18 protein-coding genes are annotated in these 19,136 nt (G+C 57.0%); 11 read left to right on the plus strand and 7 right to left on the minus strand.

Annotation, left to right across the window (positions count from 1 at the left end):
* The first annotated feature begins 100 nt into the window (after positions 1-100).
* From LA5095_RS16065 to LA5095_RS16075, 3 genes are all read left to right on the plus strand, one after another.
* Positions 101-1,675, plus strand: coding sequence for a flagellar biosynthetic protein FliO (locus LA5095_RS16065; RefSeq protein WP_055116561.1), 1,575 nt, complete (start codon positions 101-103; stop codon positions 1,673-1,675).
* Positions 1,672-2,439: a flagellar type III secretion system pore protein FliP gene (gene fliP / locus LA5095_RS16070; protein ID WP_055116564.1), complete on the plus strand. Its 768-nt coding sequence runs from the start codon at positions 1,672-1,674 to the stop codon at positions 2,437-2,439. Before LA5095_RS16065 ends, fliP begins: the two co-directional genes overlap by 4 nt.
* Positions 2,440-2,543: 104 nt before the next feature.
* Positions 2,544-3,614 carry a DUF2336 domain-containing protein gene (locus LA5095_RS16075; protein ID WP_055116566.1) on the plus strand — a complete coding sequence of 357 codons (1,071 nt, stop codon included), beginning with the start codon at positions 2,544-2,546 and terminating at the stop codon, positions 3,612-3,614.
* Between the two features lie 68 nt (positions 3,615-3,682).
* Here the strand turns inward: LA5095_RS16075 and LA5095_RS16080 are convergent, their stop codons facing one another.
* The 5 genes from LA5095_RS16080 to LA5095_RS16100 all read right to left on the minus strand — a co-directional run bounded on the left by LA5095_RS16080 (position 3,683) and on the right by LA5095_RS16100 (position 11,185).
* Entirely contained in the window at positions 3,683-7,927 is a 4,245-nt protein-coding gene (locus LA5095_RS16080; protein ID WP_055116568.1) for a tetratricopeptide repeat protein, read from the minus strand.
* A gap of 180 nt (positions 7,928-8,107) precedes the next feature.
* Positions 8,108-8,839 carry a MotE family protein gene (locus LA5095_RS16085; protein WP_055116569.1) on the minus strand — a complete coding sequence of 244 codons (732 nt, stop codon included), beginning with the start codon at positions 8,837-8,839 and terminating at the stop codon, positions 8,108-8,110.
* Positions 8,836-9,429, minus strand: a complete 594-nt coding sequence (locus tag LA5095_RS33275; RefSeq protein WP_055116571.1) for a DUF6468 domain-containing protein — start codon at positions 9,427-9,429, stop codon at positions 8,836-8,838. Before LA5095_RS33275 ends, LA5095_RS16085 begins: the two co-directional genes overlap by 4 nt.
* Complete coding sequence (gene fliM / locus LA5095_RS16095; protein WP_408008785.1) at positions 9,426-10,622, minus strand: flagellar motor switch protein FliM; 1,197 nt, start codon at positions 10,620-10,622, stop codon at positions 9,426-9,428. Before fliM ends, LA5095_RS33275 begins: the two co-directional genes overlap by 4 nt.
* 50 nt (positions 10,623-10,672) lie before the next feature.
* Positions 10,673-11,185: a flagellar basal body-associated FliL family protein gene (locus LA5095_RS16100; RefSeq protein ID WP_055116575.1), complete on the minus strand. Its 513-nt coding sequence runs from the start codon at positions 11,183-11,185 to the stop codon at positions 10,673-10,675.
* Between the two features lie 278 nt (positions 11,186-11,463).
* Here LA5095_RS16100 and flgF point away from each other — a divergent pair, with 278 nt between their 5' ends.
* From flgF to LA5095_RS16125, 5 genes are all read left to right on the plus strand, one after another.
* Entirely contained in the window at positions 11,464-12,204 is a 741-nt protein-coding gene (gene flgF, locus LA5095_RS16105; protein WP_055116577.1) for a flagellar basal-body rod protein FlgF, read from the plus strand.
* A 23-nt stretch (positions 12,205-12,227) separates the two neighbouring features.
* Positions 12,228-13,010 carry a flagellar basal-body rod protein FlgG gene (flgG, locus tag LA5095_RS16110; RefSeq protein ID WP_055116579.1) on the plus strand — a complete coding sequence of 261 codons (783 nt, stop codon included), beginning with the start codon at positions 12,228-12,230 and terminating at the stop codon, positions 13,008-13,010.
* 15 nt (positions 13,011-13,025) lie between these two features.
* A complete protein-coding gene (gene flgA, locus LA5095_RS16115; RefSeq protein WP_082442436.1) occupies positions 13,026-14,009 on the plus strand; it encodes a flagellar basal body P-ring formation chaperone FlgA in 984 nt (327 codons plus the stop codon).
* Entirely contained in the window at positions 14,009-14,758 is a 750-nt protein-coding gene (gene flgH, locus LA5095_RS16120) for a flagellar basal body L-ring protein FlgH (RefSeq protein WP_055116581.1), read from the plus strand. The genes flgA and flgH overlap by 1 nt, the downstream gene beginning before the upstream one ends.
* A gap of 209 nt (positions 14,759-14,967) precedes the next feature.
* The gene (locus tag LA5095_RS16125; protein ID WP_055116587.1) at positions 14,968-15,774 is read left to right on the plus strand and encodes a lytic murein transglycosylase; all 807 of its coding nucleotides are present in this window, start codon (positions 14,968-14,970) and stop codon (positions 15,772-15,774) included.
* A 91-nt stretch (positions 15,775-15,865) separates the two neighbouring features.
* Here the strand turns inward: LA5095_RS16125 and dksA are convergent, their stop codons facing one another.
* Both dksA and LA5095_RS16135 read right to left on the minus strand, forming a co-directional pair.
* Entirely contained in the window at positions 15,866-16,282 is a 417-nt protein-coding gene (gene dksA / locus LA5095_RS16130; protein WP_029063077.1) for an RNA polymerase-binding protein DksA, read from the minus strand.
* A 162-nt stretch (positions 16,283-16,444) separates the two neighbouring features.
* Positions 16,445-16,873, minus strand: coding sequence for a flagellar assembly protein FliX (locus LA5095_RS16135; protein WP_208992717.1), 429 nt, complete (start codon positions 16,871-16,873; stop codon positions 16,445-16,447).
* A gap of 324 nt (positions 16,874-17,197) precedes the next feature.
* Here LA5095_RS16135 and LA5095_RS16140 point away from each other — a divergent pair, with 324 nt between their 5' ends.
* Genes LA5095_RS16140 through LA5095_RS16150 form a run of 3 tightly spaced genes read left to right on the plus strand, consistent with a single transcriptional unit; the run spans position 17,198 to position 19,136 of the window.
* Positions 17,198-18,334, plus strand: a complete 1,137-nt coding sequence (locus LA5095_RS16140) for a flagellar basal body P-ring protein FlgI (RefSeq protein WP_055116988.1) — start codon at positions 17,198-17,200, stop codon at positions 18,332-18,334.
* Positions 18,334-18,645, plus strand: a complete 312-nt coding sequence (locus tag LA5095_RS16145; RefSeq protein ID WP_055116589.1) for a rod-binding protein — start codon at positions 18,334-18,336, stop codon at positions 18,643-18,645. Before LA5095_RS16140 ends, LA5095_RS16145 begins: the two co-directional genes overlap by 1 nt.
* Entirely contained in the window at positions 18,642-19,136 is a 495-nt protein-coding gene (locus tag LA5095_RS16150) for a flagellar protein FlgN (RefSeq protein WP_082442438.1), read from the plus strand. The genes LA5095_RS16145 and LA5095_RS16150 overlap by 4 nt, the downstream gene beginning before the upstream one ends.

Here is a 19,136-nt window from a genome sequence, read left to right on the forward strand (position 1 = left end):
CGATTTGCTGGGGATAAGCGGAGCGCTCCCCAATTATGGCGGAAGTCCAGAGTAACCGAAGATCAAAATCAGTCCGCTGGCGGGGCGGCACGAGGTAAACATGTACGACTGGATTGAATCGACCTTCAACGTAAGCGGCGGCGTTACTCAGGTTATCGCGGTTTTCATCGCACTGGCCGTGGTTCTGCTGCTTTTCAGCCTGTTTGTTTTTGTTCTTAAGCGACTGATGGGATCCAGGGCACCGCAGACACGGAACCGTCAGCCGCGCGTCGCGGTGATGGACAGTTCTCCGGTCGATGCACGCCGATCGCTGGTGTTGATCCGCAGGGACAATGTCGAGCACCTTTTGCTGATCGGAGGACCCACCGACGTCGTCGTCGAACAGAACATTGTCCGAAACGCTCCGATTACAGCCTCGCGTCAGGCGGCCAATACCCATTCGACCCACGCCGGGACGGGTTCAAAAAAAGTTCCGACGGCCCCCGGACCCAACATTCCGGCCAGACCGGATGAAGCCGTTCCGGCGCCTGCACCGGCTCCGGTCGTCGGCGCTTCGGCGCCGCAGACAATACGTCAGACTTCAATCGGTACCCCGAGACCTGTTCAGCGGAGATCCGAGACGACCGAAAGCCTCATTCAAAGATCTTCATCGGTGAACAATCCGCCGACGGTCGTCGAACCGGATGTTTCCAGCGCAGCACGTCCGGTCGACAAACCATCTGGTATCGTCAGGGGCGCCGGCACGGCAGCAGATCTCTTGCGGGCAGCAACGCAAAACGGTTTCAACCGCTCGACAGCCTCACAGCAAAAGACCCAGGCTGAGACGATTTCGCCCCCCTTGGCGGAAATGGAAGCAGAGGTGGCAACTGCAAGAGCTCCGGATGTAAATCCCGAACCGTCCGTTTCGATCACGCCTGAAACCGGCAACGTTGGTGAAACCGGATCGACACTGAAAAGTCTGGCACGGTCGATTGCCACCCGGGAACGCTCTCCAAAGACGGGACATACGATCTCGCCGCCGTCATCCGGCCCGGCGGCCAGGGCAAAAACAGCACTCTTCAAGCCGGTAGATCCGGAACCGGTATCGAACAAGGTCGAACCGGTCATGTCCGATCCGTCGGTAAACAGCGCCGGCATGGCTGTGACCGATGTCGACGCTACTCAAGACCTGCCAGTGGCACCGGCTGAACCGGAGATAGCGACGCCGGCAGAAACCCGGGACGCGGCGCCTCCGGCAGAAGGATCAGACACATCGCTTGTGGTTCAGGAAGACACGTCCCTCATTCCGGCAATGGACGATAGCTCCCAGGTGAATGGTACCGACGCGATACTGGAAACTGCCTCCCCAACCGTCGAAACCGAAACGCAAAGCTCCGCTCCTAGGGAAGTCAACATAAACCTGGATCTGGGCGACTTGCTCGACGATGCGGCGTCAGAACCAATCGGTGAACCGCAGGCAGATGAATTCAACTGGATTCCGGACCCGCAGGTTCAATCACAGGATCAGGAAAATACGGTTCAGTCTTCGCAGTCACCGGCGACGCTGGACATTGTCCCTGGCGTGCAGCCCACGCAGCCGGAAAAACGAAACGTGCAAGGGTTGGGTGACAAGAACCCGATCGAAGACGAGATGGCGAAAATCCTTCACGAATTGGGTGGACAGCCAGGTCGATGATTGCAGACCGTCGTGCCAAGTGGCTGAAGCGGGTCGTTCAGGTCACCATTGCCCTGGCAGCATTCTGGGTTCTGTTCGCAGGACCGGCAACAGCGCAGGAAATCTCGGTCGGTTTCGGTGACGATGCGAGCTTGACGGAGCGCGCGGTTCAGCTCGTTATCTTGCTGACCGTTCTGTCCCTTGCTCCTTCCATCCTTGTCATGGTGACCAGTTTTACGCGTATTGTTGTCGTTCTGTCGTTGCTTCGGTCTGCCATCGGGCTTCAAACAGCTCCGCCCAACATGGTCATGGTCAGCCTCGCGTTGTTCCTTTCAGCCTTCATCATGATGCCGACCTTGCAGGCCGCCTATGATGCCGGGGTCCAGCCGTTGATCGACGGCGATATCGAATTCGATCAGGCATACGAGCGGGCATCCGACCCGTTCCGGACGTTCATGTTGTCCCAGGTCCGGGAGAAGGATCTGGCGTTGTTTCAGGAATTGTCAGGCCAGGACACTCCGGAAGGGCCCGAGGACCTGTCCATGTCGATACTTGTCCCGGCATTCATGATCTCCGAACTCAGGCGCGCTTTCGAAATTGGATTTCTGCTTTACCTCCCCTTCCTGATCATCGACCTCGTTATTGCATCTGTCTTGATGTCGATGGGTATGATGATGTTGCCGCCTGTCGTGATATCGCTTCCCTTCAAGCTCATTTTCTTTGTTCTCGTCGACGGTTGGAACCTTGTTGCCGGTTCTCTGGTAAAGAGTTTCGGTGGCGGCTAGCCACAGTCCGCATTGCTAAAAGTAGAACAAAATTAAGATAAATATGTAATAGTCGTGTCTTATTTGCAGGACCTCTGCCGTCTTGAAATTTATATGGAAAACCGGTGATACGCGACCAACTCGAACAACTGGCAAGAATCAGCGAACCCGAAGCAAGGTCAAAGCTTATTCGCGCGCTTGTTGGTGAGTATGCCCGTTCGGAAGAAAACGAACCGACCGAGGTTGAACGCGAGCTGTTTTCAAGAATTGTCCTGTCGGTCTTCGATCAGCTCGACAAGGAAGCCCGGTACGAACTTGTTGTCAGACTTGCCAAGACTGACCGGATCATACCCGACCTGGCCGATCGGCTCGCCCAGGAAGACTACGAACTTTCCGAACCGGTCATCGAGTGTTCACCCATGATCAGCCAACCGGCCCTGATGCGCATTGCCAGGACCGGCGGCAACGACAAGAGGCTGTCGGTTGCGCGCCGCGCTGATCTGAATGAGGAAATCTCCGACACCCTGGTTGCACGAAGCAGCCGTGACGTGGTTCATGCACTGCTGGACAACAAGGATGCCCCCTTTTCCGTCAAGGGAACGCTTGCACTGCTGATCTTTGCCAACACGGAAATTGAAGTGCTGGCTGGAATTGCAAAACGCGCCCTGAAGGATGAAGAGTTTCTGGAAACCCAGAAACTGGTTCTGGAAACGAATTGTCCGCTCATTCCCGCGCCGCTCCGGAAAGCCCTTGAAACCGGGGATCTGGAACGCCTTGCGACCACGATCGGTGATCTCGAACGCGACGGGGACATCGAGATCGACGGTGTACTCTACTCGCGGCACGAGGCCAGCATCCACATCGCGAATGGTGAAATGTCCTTTGACGCGATCCTGCGAACACTATTCGAAGATGATCGCATCGATGCGGCAATCTGGTTGATTGGTCGAAAACTCAATCTGAGCGACGATGTTGTTGCAGATACACTGAAATCGGATGCCGACGGGGCGATCATGCGTCTTATGCTGCAAACCGGCATCGACGAGAAAACCTATCGGGATTTCCTCAAGGCCCGCTGCAAGTGGCTCGACCGCAACTCCCGCACCATCCCCGAACTGGTTATGCGTTACAAGGCGGAGCTGAAGAAGCCGCGCGCGAATGCCGATGCCTCCTTCGCCGGAAGTGTTCTCAACTGATTCCGCAAATCCGCCTGTCACACAACAATTGCACGGGACCTGGCTGATTGCCGGTCGAAATTGCCAATCTACCCGGCCGGATCATTTCCGGCAGGCACTGCTGCAGCCTGATCTTCTTGTGTGCGGGTCGGCGACATGTACTGCCGGCGATACTCCTTGAGAAAGGTCTCAAGTGAATCCGTATCGGCCAGCCTGTTGGCGACCTCCAGAAACTCCACGCCCTGTGTCTCTATGGGCCGGGTGACAACTTCAAAGGCCAGTGCCTCCGGGCTTTGAGCCATCTTGCCCGTGTATTTGGTTTGAAGCCGTTCCAGGCTCAACTGGTCGCCTGCGAGTGAAAAGGCGATCCCGGCACGCAGGATGTCCCGCCGCTCCAGTTCGTCCAGGGGAATGTTGTCTGACCAGCGTGACCCGTGCATTGCTTCGAGTTGCTCACCGGCATCGCGCCAGCTTTCCGCGGCCCAGAAGGTATCAGCGCGCAGGCGATCCACATCCGATCCTCGCATGTTGCGTACGAGTTCAAGTGCAAGGTCCGGACGACCGTTTTCGGTGAGCGCGCGTGCTTCGACAATGTTGCGTTGTCTTTCCAGGGTAGATGGCAGACTTGCCTGTCTGGACCTGTTCAACACCCTCAAGGCCTCGTCGGCCTTCCGGTCCATCAGGTAGATTGCGGCAAGATCGGCGGCGATCTGAGCGCGCGCGGCACCTTTCAGACGGTTGTCAACCTGGTGACGCAGCAATTCGGTCGCCTGATCCAGGAGGTCCACCTCCACAAGCCGCTTTGCAAGCTGGCGAACCATTTCATCACCCTGACGGCCAATTGGTGTCAGTTCCCGGAAGTCATAGTAGAGTGCAAGGGCTTTGACCGGTGACATTTCGTCCGCCTTGCCGTCAAGGAACAGGGCATTGAAAAGGCCGTTCATTTCTTCCTGCAAAAGGCGCGTCGTGTCTGAATCCGGATCCGCCTGGACCGCCGACTTCATCGCTTCGAACGCTTCCCGGTATTGTCCCCGCTCGGCATAGAGCTGCGCAAGAAAGCGCAGTGTCTTAAGTTCGACTTCATCCCCCCGCCAGGACGTTGCAAGCCCGGCCAGCTGGTCGATCGTCTCGTCGACGCTGCGCTCACCGTCCCGGTAGCGGATCCGCAAGGCGCGGTATTCTGCCTCAGCGGCTCGGGGACGGTCGTCGGAGCGCGTCACCAGATCAAAAACAGTCAGCGCCTGTTGGGAACGGCCGGAAGCATCGGCAACGCGTCCGCGCAAGATGTCGTAGCGCGCTGCCTGTGCCGGAGTGACTTCGCTTGGTTCAATCTCGGCCAGAACGCCATTGGCGACACCGAAATCGTTGACTTCAACCATCGCCTGCGCGGCGGCAAGTTTGAATTCGGTCTGAATAGCTGAGGGATAGTTGCCGACCACGGTGCGACCCCGCGGCATGGCGATACGCGCGGGTGTCCAGTTCCCAAGCTTGACGTCGACAATCGTCTGCCAGATGGCTGCGTCGGGGTTGTTTTTCAGATCGGGGCGATTGAGATGAGCGTAGGCCTCCTGCGGCCTGCCGGCCATCGTCTGGGCCGCACCCATCATCAGGTTGAATGAGGTATCTTCCGCGAGCGCCGGTTCTTCCTCCAAAGCCAGGTTCATCAACCCGAGCGCTTCCTGTGCAAACTGGTGCGCGAGATAAAACCGCGACAGTTCGATCAGTGGTTTTCTGCGTTTGCCGGCGGGCGACCGTGAAAGCTTTCTCTGGAGCTCGATAAGTCTGGACCGATAGGCTCCCGGGCCTTCGGTGCTCAGGGACACGAATTCGACATTGGAACTTTCAGGGTCGACGATCGTGTTCAGGGCGCCTGTACCGCCGCGCAGATGGCGGTTCGAAAGAGACAGTCCTCCCTTTCTTTCGATGATCACATCGTCACCCAGTACCTGCATCTTGATACCGTCTGAGCGGGTAACGATCGCTATGCCCTGTGCAGAACTCAATGCTTCAAGGTCGACGAATTTCTGCGGCTTGAGCAATCCGCGAGGTGGCCCGAAACCCGTGACCAGCGAAATGGTATCACCGACAAACGGATCGGTGATCTCCCGAATATGCTGCGGATCCCGGTAAAGAACACGCAGTACCGATCCGCCATCGCCGCGAACGTTGCGTTCAAGCTGCAGCGGGATGGAAGGTTCCAGGATCATGTCCCCGATCACAAGCGACCAGGCATTGCCATCAACACCGACGGTCGCAAGCACCGGATCATTCATGTCCAGTCTGAGAATCTGATAGTCCTCGAACTGTTCGACATCGATCCTCTCCGCAGTTTCGGCAAGGGCTGAAACCATTCCACGTGTATCGATCGTCGCATCAGTATCGAAAACAAGCCAGATGCTGTCATTTCTCCTGAAGACCGCACTCGATACCGGCTCCGAGAACGGAAAGACTACTCGCACCGTGTTACCGATTCTGCGTGCTTCTGCCGAAACGAAATTCCTGACTTCCTCGGCCACATTGTCGGGCGGCCGCTCAGGAGACGGGCGCTCGTCGGCGAAAACATCCCCCCCGGTCGCGCGCCAGACTTCCGGCGCTGCAGTGGTCCTGCTTGGCAGTTGTATGGCCGCTGGCACCTCGCCGGCACCAAGCGTCGCTCCGCCTTCCATCTGAACAGATTCACCTGGACCAGGTCGATCCGATTGCATATCGGCAACCGGTTGCTGAACAGGTTTCAGCGTTGGAATGCCATTTCCCTCTTGAACTGGTACGCCCTCCTCAGGCGCTCCGATCTTCTTCTTTGAGAGATCGAGCATCGGCGCTTTGCGCACGACGCCCTCGTTTTCAGGCTGGGTCTCTGCAAGCGGCAGGGCACCAGGAGAAGTCTGGGCCAGAACAATCGGCAATACACCGCTGTCACCTGCACCGGCGCTTTGTGTCCCGTCAGGCAATATGGCGGATGTGACAAGCTCCCCCTGGGGACCGCTGCCAACGCCGCCCCCTTCTTCTGCAGACCGGGCAAGTTCAGGAGCTGCAAGCGTTTCGACCGCCGAAGCGGTCGCCGTTGATACCGGAATTGCGGAAGTCGTGTCTTGCGGGATCACTATCGGTAGTTCGCCAGCCGCCGTTTCCAATTCCTGTTCAGGTGGCCCTTGCGACCGTATCGCGGGTTTCACCCTCGGTGCCGCGCCTGGCGACCTGCCGGCCGCATTTTCCGTGACAGAGACGTGCTCCGGTGTCCCGGCAACAGGCACATTTTCAATCGCCGCGGCCTCTTTCGTTTCAGGACCGGGCTCACTTGCCTGCGACTGCGTTTCTTCATCCGGAAGCGATCCGCTTAGCGGAAGAACAGTATATGCGGGCGATTCATCTGCCCGCGATTCCTTCATCACGCCGCCCGAGACGTTTCCGCTGCTGATTGGCGGCAAGCCACGTGGATTGTCCACTTCACGCGTGTCACGCAGACCCGGTGCCGTGACCATGTTCTCGCGGTTTTCGTTGTCCGCGACGGAAAGCTCCTTGTTGATCAGAGCATTCGCCGGATCATTGGGCTCCATGTTTTCCGGTGTCACATCGATCACATAGGTCTGCTCTTCTCTGAAAGCGCGAATATCGACCGACGGTTCGACGCGCATCAGGAACTTGAGTTTTCCCTTGTCCAGGAATGATGTCGCATCGATGACCCCTTGCGGCAGATGTGCACGCAGGTGGGAAATATCCAGCTGCGCCGGATGGTTGAACGTCAGCTTGATGATATCGTTTTCCCGAACGAAGGCGGTGTCGAACTTGATCGACCAATCGAAAACGAGGCGTGTGAACGTTGGATGTTCACCGACATGCAGCGTGACTTCCGGACCTTCCTGGGCCTTCAGGCGCGCCTGCTCCAGCGCACGCACCTTTCTCATTGCGGCTTCCGCCCGCTTCGCAAGATCCCGGACCACGTCGTCCGGCAGTCCCGGTGGCAATCCCTGCCAGTTCATCGGCAGTATGTCGACGAAGAGCTTTTCGCCTGCCTCCAGCGTGTTGATCTGAAACTGGTTCTTCAAGGCAAAACGGATTGCACTTCCATCAGGATCGCGGCGCGCGATGGTGACGTAGTCGCCGAGGTCCAGCGGCACGTCGTCGACCTTTATGTCGACCGGGTCCTCGAATGAAATTCGCAACACACCGCCGGTAATCACCGCATCATAGATCGGCAGCAAGGTCCGGTCCTTGAAAGTCAGGACAATACGGCCATAACCTTCCGCCGGAACAACCTGAAGGTCCACCGGTTCCAGTGTCTGGGCTCTGGCGGCAAATGGAAGAGCGGTTGACAAAAGACAGACGCAGATCGCCATCAGGACAGAAAAACAGAAAGCCCGGCACACCTTTGAGGCGTCCGTGAGCTTGCAGTTTTGTCGCGATGTCAGGATGGGTGCCTGCAAGTCGTTCAGTCCTCGGATAGCGCCAACACTCTATTGTTAGGTAAGTGTTCTTAACGCGCCCTTACGTGTGCCCTTCAAATCCGAAAGAAGTGCTCAGTTTGAAGGAATTTTCGGCAGCATTTGCTGGGCCGGGGCCGGAGCGCTCACCGGTTGCACCGGCTGCGGAGTCGAGCCGGTGTTGCTGGCAATTGCAACGGTCAGTCGTTCTGCTCTTTCCGGAGACATTTTTGCCAAGATATCGGCCATTTTTCTGGGTTTCATCTGGCGCACGACTTTCAGAAGAATCGGCAGACTCAGCCTGTCGAAGATACGGGCTGCGTCCTTGGGCTTCATGGTCTCGTACATGGTGACAAGCCCAGCGACCTCATCCTGCTCCTGCTTCTTCTTTTTCTCTACGGCAGTTTCGATACGCTGCTCCAGTTTCTTGAGCTCATCGACCCGTTTCTGAATCCGTTCCTCGGTCGCCTGGAGCAGCTTCTCGCGCAGATCCAGTTGACCTTCTTGCTGCTGTAGGGTCTCGCGGCGCTTACCGAGGCTTTCCAACACCGCTCTTTCAGCCGCTGAGCCACCGATTTCAAGACTGTCGGGCAGTACCGGTGGCTCCGAGAATTCCTCTTGCGCCGCCATTTCGTTTTCAAGAGGTTGTTCGTTGACTTCGGCAGTCATCTCCTCACCTGGAGCAATATCTTCCGCGGACGTTTCCTGCGCAACCGCACCATTGATGGGCAGGTTCTCGCTTTCCGGTCCGAATGCGAGCCCGAGCAATTTCAGGGCAAGAAGGGCACTTGCCGAGATTCCCAACAAAGGCAACAGTCTCAAATTCATGCAGCAGCACCGTTCCGTCTACGGAATTGTTCAAGTCTTGCAGTCGCCTCTGCCGCCGCACTTTGTATGTCCGCCGCACGGCTCGTCCGTTTGCGCTCCGGCTCATAGACCGGAGCCTGAGGTGCCGGCGCGGCCTGAGCCGACGGAGCAGGATGCGAACCATGCCCCGCAGGCTGCTGCCCGTATGCAGCAACATCCGTCGGAGACCTGACGGCATAGGCGTCACTGCGCGGTGCCGGTTCCTGTTGTGAGGAAGCAGCCCTTGCAGCCTCTGCAATCTGCGAAATCCTGGTAAAGATTTTCTCACCTTCACCAATCTGTTCTGCAAGACCGCCGGACATGGTTTCCGCTTGCTTAAGGCGGGTACCGAGAACCTTGTCGGCCTCTGATGCCGTAGTCTTCAGACCGAGGATGGCCCGCTCTGCAATCTCCGTCGCAGTCATAAGTTCGGAGATGGTTGCCCGTAACACTTCTTCGTCGGCTCTGAGGCGTTGCAAGCGCCGATTGAGCATCCAGCAATAGCCGATCGTGACCAGCAATAGCACTGCGACCAGACCTTCAATGATCATTCCGATTGGCAAAGTGCTCATGGTTGCTCCATTTCGTTCTGCATGGCCCGCTCGAAAGCCGCCAGCGTCATTTTGGGCTTGCGCAAGTTCTTTGCGACCCGGATGGCAATGGAATCCTCCACCTTGCCGAGAGTACCTTCGGTCAGCGGGACATTTCCGCACTTGATCGTCACCGAATCCGCCGGAGCGACATCGAAAACCAGTGTCTGCCCAACGTCCAGACTGAGGACCCTGCTCAACGGCAGGTGGGTTTCATGCAACACCGCATCAACCTCGATTTCGGCTGCATGAATTTCACTGGCAAGGTGCCCTTCCCAGATCGGATCGCGGCCGAATTTCTCCCCCATGAACATCTGAAGCAGCAGATCGCGGATCGGCTCCAGTGTCGCGTAGGGCATCATGATCTCGACAGACCCGCCACGGTCCTCCATGTCGATCCGCAGCTCAACGAGAATCGCGGCATTCGCCGGGCGGGAGATAGCGGCGAATCTCGGGTTGGTCTCCAGGCGTTCAAGATTGAAGTGAACCGGAGACAACGGTGCGAAAGCATGTTCCGCATCCTGCAGTATCAGCGCCACCATCTGCTGCACGAGGCCGGTTTCGATCGTGGTGTATGGACGTCCCTCGACCCGCACCGCAGAGGTCCCGCGCCCGCCGCCGAGCAACACGTCGATGATCGAATAGATCAGGCTGGACTCAACCGTGATCAGCCCGAAGCCGTCCCATTCCTCGGCCTTGAACACTCCAAGGATAGCCGGAAGCGGAATGGAATTGAGATAGTCGCCGAACCGGACGGAGCTGATGGAGTCGAGCGACACTTCCACGTTGTCCGACGTAAAGTTCCGCAACGAGGTTGTTGTCAGCCGTACCAGCCGGTCAAAGACAATCTCGAGCATCGGCAATCGCTCGTAAGAGACCATCGCCGAATTGATAAGTGCCCGGATACCGCTCTGGTCGCCGGCAATCGTATCCTCGATATTGAAGCCCAGGAGATTGTCGATTTCCTCCTGATTGAGAACACGGTCCGCACCACGGGTCGCGTTTTCAAGGTCCGGCTCGCTGTCGTCGATCATCGCCGCCCATTGGGCAGCCATGTCGTCGGAACTGCCGGCACCCTGCTCTTCAAGCGCGGCACCCCAGGCGGCGGCTAGATCGTCATCATCATCACCACCGGCGCCCTGCTCCGCAAGAGCAGCTCCCCAGGCATCAGCCATGTCTTCTTCGGACAGATCGTCGTCTTCGTCGCTATCAGCCATTCATCGTGTCACTGCACAAGGATTTCCTTGAACAGAACCCCTTCCACTTTCGCCGGATACACCGACAAATTGATCCGTCTGAGCAATTCTTCCTTCAAACGGAACAGACCGGCAGACCCCTCCAGGTCCGCAGGGCGCAATTCGCGCAGATAAATTTGAAACGCATCCAGAATGCGCGGCAGAAACGGTTGAATCTGATCGATCATCGCGCGATTTTCGACTTCCAGCGCGATCCTGACCTTGAGATACGTCGTCCGTCCTTCCGTCGCCAAATTCACCGTCATTTCCGGCAGATCGAAGAAGACCACCGGCTTTTGAACCTCGACAGGCGAACCTGCATCGTCAGGCATCGTCGTCGGCGTTGCGGACCCCATCAGAAAATAGTAGGCCGCGCCCCCCGCGGCCAGCAGAACCACCAGGCCGATACCGCCAAACAGAAACAGCTTTTTCTTGCTGCCACCCGCAGCGCCTTCACTTTCGCCCTCGACGTCTTCATCAGCAGCAGCGCTTTCGTCAGCCATTCCGAACTCCGCATTATCCGGCGCTCGCGCGCGATAATTATTACTAAAGAGTTAATGGTTAACGAATGGTTACCAAGCCGTTAACGCGAGTCACCAGGCAAAAATTGCCAAGTGGTTAACTTCTGCCGGAATCTCTTGCCGCACGCACCCTGCTGTTTCGTCTTTTACCCAGATTTTCCAAGGATTTAAAAACTGGCACGGCACGTGCATTAACCTTAACGAGCCCGCAAGTCTGGGGAGACCGAACGGCTCATCGGGGAGCAAAAGGAACCGTTCACATGGAGAACGCACAGCTAATTGGCCTTTCCAGGCAGACCGCCCTGCGGAATCAGCTGAATGTCATCGCCAACAACATGGCGAACATCAACACATCGGGTTTCAAGTCGCAAAACCTGCTGTTTGAGGAATATATGATGCCGGTGGCCGAGGCGACCGAGTTCGAGACACCGGATGAAACACTGTCCTATGTTCTCGATTATTCGTCGCACACCGATTTTGCCAATGGCAGCTTCAAGCTTACCGGCAACGAACTCGACATCGCTCTTGAGGGCGAAGGGTTTTTTGTGGTGCAAATGCCGGACGGCGGTGAAGCCTTTACACGCAACGGCGCTTTTCACCTGGACGCGGACGGACAGCTTGTAACCTCCGAGGGCCGACCGGTCATGACATCCGCCGGTCCCCTAACCTTCTCCAACGAAGACGGCATTATCGAAATCGCCGAGGATGGCACCATTGCCACCGAACTTGGCGTTCGCGGTCAGATCCGGATCGCTTCGTTTGAAAATGTGCAGGATTTGGAAAAGCTCTCCGAAACCATTTTTGCAGGCGAAAATCCAGGCGTTCCGGCGGCGACCAAGGTCGTGCAGGGAGCGCTGGAACAATCGAACGTGGATGGCGTCTTTGAAGTCACGCGCCTGATCGAAGTCACCCGATCATACGAAGCGGTATCGAAGATGCTGAAAGACATCGATGAGTTGAGCCGGCAGGCCATCTCGACGCTCGGAAGAGTTCAAGCCTGACGGGCTCCAGAGGATTTAAGATCATGAAAGCACTGCAGATCGCCGCCACCGGCATGAAGGCCCAGGAACGGAACGTCGAAGTCATCTCGAACAACGTTGCCAACATGAGGACAACGGGTTTCAAGAAACAACGGGCGGATTTCCAGGATCTTCTCTATCAGAACCTTCGCAGGATGGGCACCGAGACCTCCGATGCAGGAACCATAGTTCCAACCGGCGTTCAGATCGGTTCCGGTGTAAAGATCGCGTCGACCGCGCGTATCATGTCCCAGGGTTCTCTTGAACAGACAGGCAAGGAACTGGATGTCGCCATCCGCGGCGAAGGCTTTTTCCAGATCGAACTTCCGGATGGAAACACCGGTTATACGAGGGACGGTTCATTCGAACGCGATGCCGACGGGCAACTGGTCACCGTTGACGGTTACACCGTCAATCCGGGCATAACGATTCCGGACGGCACCCAGGACATCACAATTTCAAACACTGGCGAAGTTCAGGGCATCAATCAGACCGGCGGCACCGTTACGCTCGGACAGATCCAGCTTGCCCGTTTCGTGAACAAATCAGGCCTGGAAGCCATCGGCGACAACCTGTTTCTGGAAACCAATGCCAGCGGCACGCCGCAAACAGGCAATCCGAACGACAGCGGCTTCGGCAATGTTCAGCAGTACTTCCTTGAAATGGCAAACGTGGACGCGGTGACCGAAATCGCCGACCTGATCTCCGCGCAACGTGCCTACGAGATGAATTCAAGGATCATCAAGGCGGCAGACGAGATGTACTCAACCACCGCTAACCTCCGTTAACGCAGGAAAGCCGAGATGATGAAACATCTGATCAAAGCCACGCTTGGCCTTCTGTTCATGGGGTTGACCGGGCTGTCTGCAATCGCAGAAGTCCAACCGGTCCTGCGCTCCCAGGTCATGACACTTTCCGAGATCGTGACTGTAGGCGATTTCTACTCCGATGCCGGTGCCCATGCCGCAAAACCGCTCTTTCGCTCACCGGACATGGGCACGTCGGGCAATGTCCCGGCCAACCTGGTCGCTGAAAGGGCGCGGGCCGCTGGTCTGACCACCGCCGGTACTGACGGTCTGAAAACCGTTGTCGTACACAGGGGCGCGACTGAACTGGGCAGAGACCAGTTGGCAAGCCTTGTGCGCAAAACGTTGGCCGAACGGAACGCAGGCATCGACCCGACCAATCTGGATGTGAAGCTCATTCAGGCACCCAACCGCGTTCTCGCCGACCCGAAAGTTGCGGAACCGATCCGGTTCGACCGCGTTGACTGGGTGCAGGCAAGCGGGCGCTTTATTATTCAGGCCAGCGTTGCCGTCGAACACGGCACCGAACCGCTGACACTTACAGGCATTGCCCACGAAATGGTCGAAGTCGTCACGCTCGCACAGCCGCTTCGCCGGGGTGACATCCTGAAGGAAGAAGACCTGACGGTGATGCGTCTTGCCCGCTCAAAGACGCCTGCGGGTGCCGTCATCGACCCATCGGAAGTTACCGGCATGGCTGCCCGTAACAGCATTCGCGCCAACATGCCGCTCTCCCGCAGGAATTTCCAGCGTCCGGTCCTGGTAACACGGGGAGACAAGGTCACGGTGACCTTCAACATGCCTGGCTTGAAACTGACTTCAAGGGCAAGAGCACTGGAAGAAGGTGCCAAGGGTGATGTCATAGACGTCATGAATCTCCAGTCACGACGTATCATTCCAGCAACCGTCATGTCACGTGGGCAGGTACGTGTCCACACCGCCAATCCTGTGGTTGCAAGCCTGAACAGCGAGACGAACTAATGTTGACCTCCCTTCCCCGCCATCTTTTGGCAAGTATTGCGCTGGCGTCGCTTGCTGCAGGCTGCGGTACCGCAGACCAGCTTGCGCAAGTCGGTCAGCAACCTGCCCTGAATGCAATCCAGGATCCGACAACGACACCCGGATACCGGCCGGTCCAGATGCCGATGCCGGAGCCACAGCAGGTTCACTACAATCCGAATTCACTTTGGCAGTCCGGAAGCCGGGCCTTCTTCAAGGACCAGCGGGCCAGCCAGGTCGGTGACATTCTGACTGTCGTAGTCACGATTGACGATGAAGCAGAGATTGAAAACGAAACCGAGCGCAACAGAACCGAGACAAACGGCGCAGGAGTTGGTGGCGCACTGGGAACGGCGATCGATACGATCTTCCTGCCGGCAGACATGGCGGCCAGCAATCTTGGCAATGTCAACAGCAACTCAAGTTTCCAGGGAGCTGGCAGTGTCGACCGGGAAGAAACCCTCCAGACCTCAATTGCCGCAGTTGTCACCCAGGTTCTGCCGAACGGAAATCTTGTCATCGAGGGCAGGCAGGAAGTTCGCGTGAACTTCGAAGTTCGAGAACTGATTGTCGCCGGTATCGTGCGGCCTGAAGACATCACCGCAAACAACCGGATTGCCAGCGAACAAATAGCAGAGGCCCGCATCGGATATGGCGGTCGCGGCCAGATCACTACGGTTCAGCAGCCGCGTGTGGGCAACCAGGTTCTGGATATCCTGCTGCCGTTCTGATGATCCCGGCACTGGAAACGATCCCCCGGCCAGCCACGGTCAAAGTGTTCTAGAAACTGGGACTTTGGCGGCTGACGACGGGCACGGTATCTCGCTCCCCGAGTGCCGTGCCCGTTCTCGTTTCGGAGGATTTTGGACTTTCCGAGATGACGTCGCGTCATTTTGATTTAGAATGCCGAAGGAAGACAGCTCGATTCACAGGGGGCTTCATGCAAATTGTCTTTGTTTCTATTGTCAGCTTTTTTCTGATTTTAACCTCACCCGTTTTCGCGGCCACTTGCGGGAATGGCCCCGCGGGGTTTGAAGCCTGGAAACAGGACTTCATCGCGAATTCGTCACGCTATCGGCTGAAGCAACGTATCGTGCGGGAAGCTCTGAAAAATGCGAAATACAGCTCGAAGGTCGTCCGCCTCGATCGCAACCAGAAATCGTTCAAGCTGAGTTTCAAGCAGTTTTATGCAAAGCGGGTCAACAATGCGATGATCCGAAGGGGAAAGAAACTCGGCGAGACATATCGCAGGCTGTTTTCAAGAATCGAAAAGAAATACGGCGTCCCGGCCCCGGTTATCCTGGCAATCTGGGGGCTGGAAACCAACTACGGCGGCTACTCCGGCAAAATGCCGGTCCTGCAGTCGCTGGCAACGCTCGCATATGACTGCCGCCGGTCGAAGTTCTTCACCAACGAACTCGTCAATGCTCTGGTCATCGTTCAGCGCCGCGATATGTCGCCAGGAGAAATGCGCGGGGCCTGGGCTGGAGAAATCGGCCAGACCCAGTTTCTTGCCTCCTCCTATGTCAAATACGCGGTCGACTATGATCGTGACGGCCGCCGCGACCTGATCCGCTCCATTCCCGACGTTCTGGCGTCCACCGCGAACTATCTGAAGAAGAAAGGATGGCGGCGCGGTCAACCCTGGGGTCCGGGCACGGCAAACTATCGCGTCATCAAGGAATGGAACAAGGCCAGTGTCTATCAGCAGACAATTGCCGTAATGGCCGACAAGATCGCCAACTGACTGGATCTGACAAAGAAAAAACCTCCCCTGGTGGGGAGGTTCAAAAGTTGCTCGGCCTTGCCGTATTCAGCAAGCCAGCCGTTTCTGGAAATCAGTCGTCGCGATACACTTTCTCGCGACGTTCATGCGCTTCCTGAGCCTCGATCGACAATGTGGCGATCGGTCTGGCCTCGAGGCGCCTCAAGGAGATCGGTTCACCGGTCTCCTCGCAATAGCCATAGCTCCCGTCAGCAATACGTTCCAAAGCATCATCGATCTTTGAAATCAACTTGCGTTGACGATCCCGGGCGCGCAGTTCAATTGAGCGATCTGTCTCAGAAGACGCACGGTCGGCAAAATCTGGGTGGTTCTGGCTTTCTTCCTGAAGGTTCGTAAGCGTTTCCTTGCTTTCTTTCAGGATCTCGTCTTTCCATGCAAGCAGTTTATCTCGAAAATACTCTCGCTGCCTGTCGTTCATGAACGGCTCGTTGTCCGAGGGTCGATATTCAGACTCAATTTCTACCGTCATCGATAGCTCCGGATTACCGTTAGGCCGGGCGCAATATATAGCCGGTTCTGTTCCCCGACAACGGTTCATTTCCGAAAAATAGCATTAAAGAAATGTCATATCTTTCAATCCGTTGAGCGCCAATTGAACAGTTTTAGCGCTATTTTGACCCGATTGTGACCATCACCGGTCGGTAAAACGTCCAAGCTTTGCGAGCTCAACTTTCACTCGCAATTCGATCTCTTCAAGAACCGAATCGATCTGGTCATCCCCGCTGGTCTGCCGGTTTGTGACCTGGCTTGCCAGCACCTCCAGACGTTCTTCCGACACGAAGCCTGCCAACAGATCCGCACGCACCGCTTCAAGCGTATCAAGCAGCGAATGGCCGCGGCGCGCAGCTCGGGATCGACGCTCTGCCCGCTCATCAACCTCCTGCAAGGCAAGCAGCGCGTCCATGCCCTGAATTGCCGTGCCACCGGCCGTCTGCGACGACTGAGTCACCTCGCTTCCAAGATCGGGCGCAAACTGCTCACCGCCGGTGGTGGCCTGTTTCCGTGCCCCCTTGCCCTGAACGCCCGTGACGGGTTTGTTACCTGTGATGCGCATGATCATTTGCCGTTCCGGCTGACGATTGGTTCGACCGAAATCTTTCCGGATCTGTCCTGTTGCGTGTCAGATTCTGCCGGGAAGAGTAATTGAATCCTTGCAAGGGAGGCAATATTTGCCTGCCTGGAAAAGAATTTCATTAACTAAATTCGACATTCTTGTGCGGCCCGGAGGGAAACAATGCGCCACGAGCCGCAGAAAACAGCCACTTCTTCAAAAAAGGCGATCACGGCGCAAATGTGGCACGGCTCTCGCATAACGCATTCCAAACTCAGGTGACCCGGCGATCTGGCCGGAAACGAAACCGGACCGGAAACAGTGATGCGGAACATGGGTGGCAAAATTTCTCAGTGGTTTGGACGGCTCTCTTTCATTGCCGTCCTCGCGCTCATCGGAGCGAGCATTGCGGTTTCCAGTGCCGAAGCGGCATCCCGGATCAAGGACATTGCAGATTTTGAAGGGATCCGGGAAAACCAGCTCATCGGTTACGGACTTGTTGTTGGCCTCAACGGTACCGGCGACTCGCTCGGCAACACGCCCTTTACGCAGCAAAGCCTGCAGGCAATGCTTGAACGTCTTGGTGTCAACACCCGGAACATCGCACTGAATACGGACACGGTTGCCGCGGTGATGGTGACCGCAAACCTGCCTCCCTTTGCCACTCAGGGAACACGGATCGACGTCAATGTCAGCGCACTTGGCGATGCAGACTCGCTTCAGGGCGGTACGCTGCTTGTCACGCCACTGGTTGGTGCCGATGGTGAGGTCTACGCCATTGCCCAGGGGTCTGTGGCAATCGGCGGGTTTTCGGCACAGGCGGACGCTGCCTCTGTTGTCCGCGGTGTTCCGACCGCCGGTCGCATAGCCAATGGTGGTCTCGTCGAACGGGAGCTGGATTTCCAGCTTGCGTCCCTGACCACGCTGCGTCTTGCACTGCGCAACCCCGATCTTACGACCGCACGCCGCGTCGCGCTGTCCATCAATGAACTGATCGGCATGCCGACGGCCGAGCCTCTTGATCCGGCAACCGTACGTTTGGATCTGCCGCAACAGTATAACGGCAACATCGTCGATCTTCTGACGGATATCGAACAGCTAATCGTCGAACCGGATCTTGCCGCCCGCATCGTGATTGACGAGAATTCCGGCATCATCGTAATGGGCCAGGACGTAAAGGTGTCGATGGTGGCCGTGGCTCAGGGAAATCTGACGGTTACGATCGCCGAAACGCCACAGGTATCCCAACCCCTGCCCTTTGCCGACAACGGCCAGACTGTCGTCGTGCCGCGTTCCGAGGTGTCGGTAAACGAGGACGGAACGAAGCTCGCAATCGTACCGGAAACGATCACGCTCAAACAGCTGGTGGATGGATTGAATGCGCTTGGCATCGGGCCGCGCGACATGATCTCGATCCTGCAGGCGATCAAGGCGGCAGGTGCCTTGCAGGCCGAAATCGAGGTGCTGTGATGATCCAGTCGATCGCCCCTGCCACCAGTCAACCCGACCCGCTCGACGCAGTCCGTGGTGTGGATACCACGAGCAAGAGTGCGGTTCGTGACGCGGCCGAAGGCTTTGAGGCCGTGTTCCTCAACACCATGCTTCAGAACATGTTTACCGGACTGAACGAAGGTGGAACCTGGGGCGGCGGTACCGGCTCCGACGCCTGGCAGAAACTTTTGATAGACGAATATGCACGTACAATATCCAAAGCAGGTGGCATCGGCCTGGCCGACAGCGTCGAGCGCGAGCTGCTTGCATTGCAGGAGGGGGGCAGATGACTGCACAACCAAACGCGAATTCGTTTCCATTTTCTCTGGATCGACCGGCAAGCAAGCAGGATGCAGACGGTTTCTGCTCTGCCCTGTCGGGCACCATGGAAGCGCTCTTGTCCGTCATAGAAATGGAAACAGATCTTGTGCGGGCCGGAAAACTCAAGGAAGCCGGTGAACTTCAACCGGACAAGGCTCGGCTGATCCACGAATATACGCGCGGCATGATGACAGCCAAGGAACATGCGGTTGCCCTCGGCAACCTGTCCCCGTCCGCAACACAGTCGCTTCGCCGCCAGCACAGTGAATTTCAGCCTGTCCTCAGGATCAACCTGGCCGTTCTGTCGACTGCGCGGGACGTCGCGAACAGCATCGTTTCAACGGTCGCAAAAGCGGCAGGTGCCAAGAACGCGACAACGCCGACAACCTACGGCCGGGATGGCGGTGCCCCTTCAGGGCCACAGTCGGCGCGCGGGATCGCGGTGAACCAGGCCTTGTAG

Source organism: Roseibium album (assembly GCF_001404515.1).
GTDB classification, from domain to species: domain Bacteria; phylum Pseudomonadota; class Alphaproteobacteria; order Rhizobiales; family Stappiaceae; genus Roseibium; species Roseibium album.

Coding starts and splice junctions, on each gene's coding strand:
- flgH (WP_055116581.1), top strand. CDS start 14,009: ATGTTGACCTCCCTTCCCCGCCATCTTTTGGCAAGTATTGCGCTGGCG.
- LA5095_RS16140 (WP_055116988.1), top strand. CDS start 17,198: ATGGGTGGCAAAATTTCTCAGTGGTTTGGACGGCTCTCTTTCATTGCC.
- LA5095_RS16085 (WP_055116569.1), bottom strand. CDS start 8,839: ATGAATTTGAGACTGTTGCCTTTGTTGGGAATCTCGGCAAGTGCCCTT.
- fliP (WP_055116564.1), top strand. CDS start 1,672: ATGATTGCAGACCGTCGTGCCAAGTGGCTGAAGCGGGTCGTTCAGGTC.
- dksA (WP_029063077.1), bottom strand. CDS start 16,282: ATGACGGTAGAAATTGAGTCTGAATATCGACCCTCGGACAACGAGCCG.
- LA5095_RS16145 (WP_055116589.1), top strand. CDS start 18,334: ATGATCCAGTCGATCGCCCCTGCCACCAGTCAACCCGACCCGCTCGAC.
- LA5095_RS16125 (WP_055116587.1), top strand. CDS start 14,968: ATGCAAATTGTCTTTGTTTCTATTGTCAGCTTTTTTCTGATTTTAACC.
- flgA (WP_082442436.1), top strand. CDS start 13,026: ATGATGAAACATCTGATCAAAGCCACGCTTGGCCTTCTGTTCATGGGG.
- LA5095_RS16100 (WP_055116575.1), bottom strand. CDS start 11,185: ATGGCTGACGAAAGCGCTGCTGCTGATGAAGACGTCGAGGGCGAAAGT.
- flgF (WP_055116577.1), top strand. CDS start 11,464: ATGGAGAACGCACAGCTAATTGGCCTTTCCAGGCAGACCGCCCTGCGG.
- LA5095_RS16135 (WP_208992717.1), bottom strand. CDS start 16,873: ATGATCATGCGCATCACAGGTAACAAACCCGTCACGGGCGTTCAGGGC.
- flgG (WP_055116579.1), top strand. CDS start 12,228: ATGAAAGCACTGCAGATCGCCGCCACCGGCATGAAGGCCCAGGAACGG.
- LA5095_RS33275 (WP_055116571.1), bottom strand. CDS start 9,429: ATGAGCACTTTGCCAATCGGAATGATCATTGAAGGTCTGGTCGCAGTG.
- LA5095_RS16065 (WP_055116561.1), top strand. CDS start 101: ATGTACGACTGGATTGAATCGACCTTCAACGTAAGCGGCGGCGTTACT.
- fliM (WP_408008785.1), bottom strand. CDS start 10,622: ATGGCTGATGCCTGGGGAGCTGCTCTTGCGGAGCAGGGCGCCGGTGGT.
- LA5095_RS16080 (WP_055116568.1), bottom strand. CDS start 7,927: ATGGCGATCTGCGTCTGTCTTTTGTCAACCGCTCTTCCATTTGCCGCC.
- LA5095_RS16150 (WP_082442438.1), top strand. CDS start 18,642: ATGACTGCACAACCAAACGCGAATTCGTTTCCATTTTCTCTGGATCGA.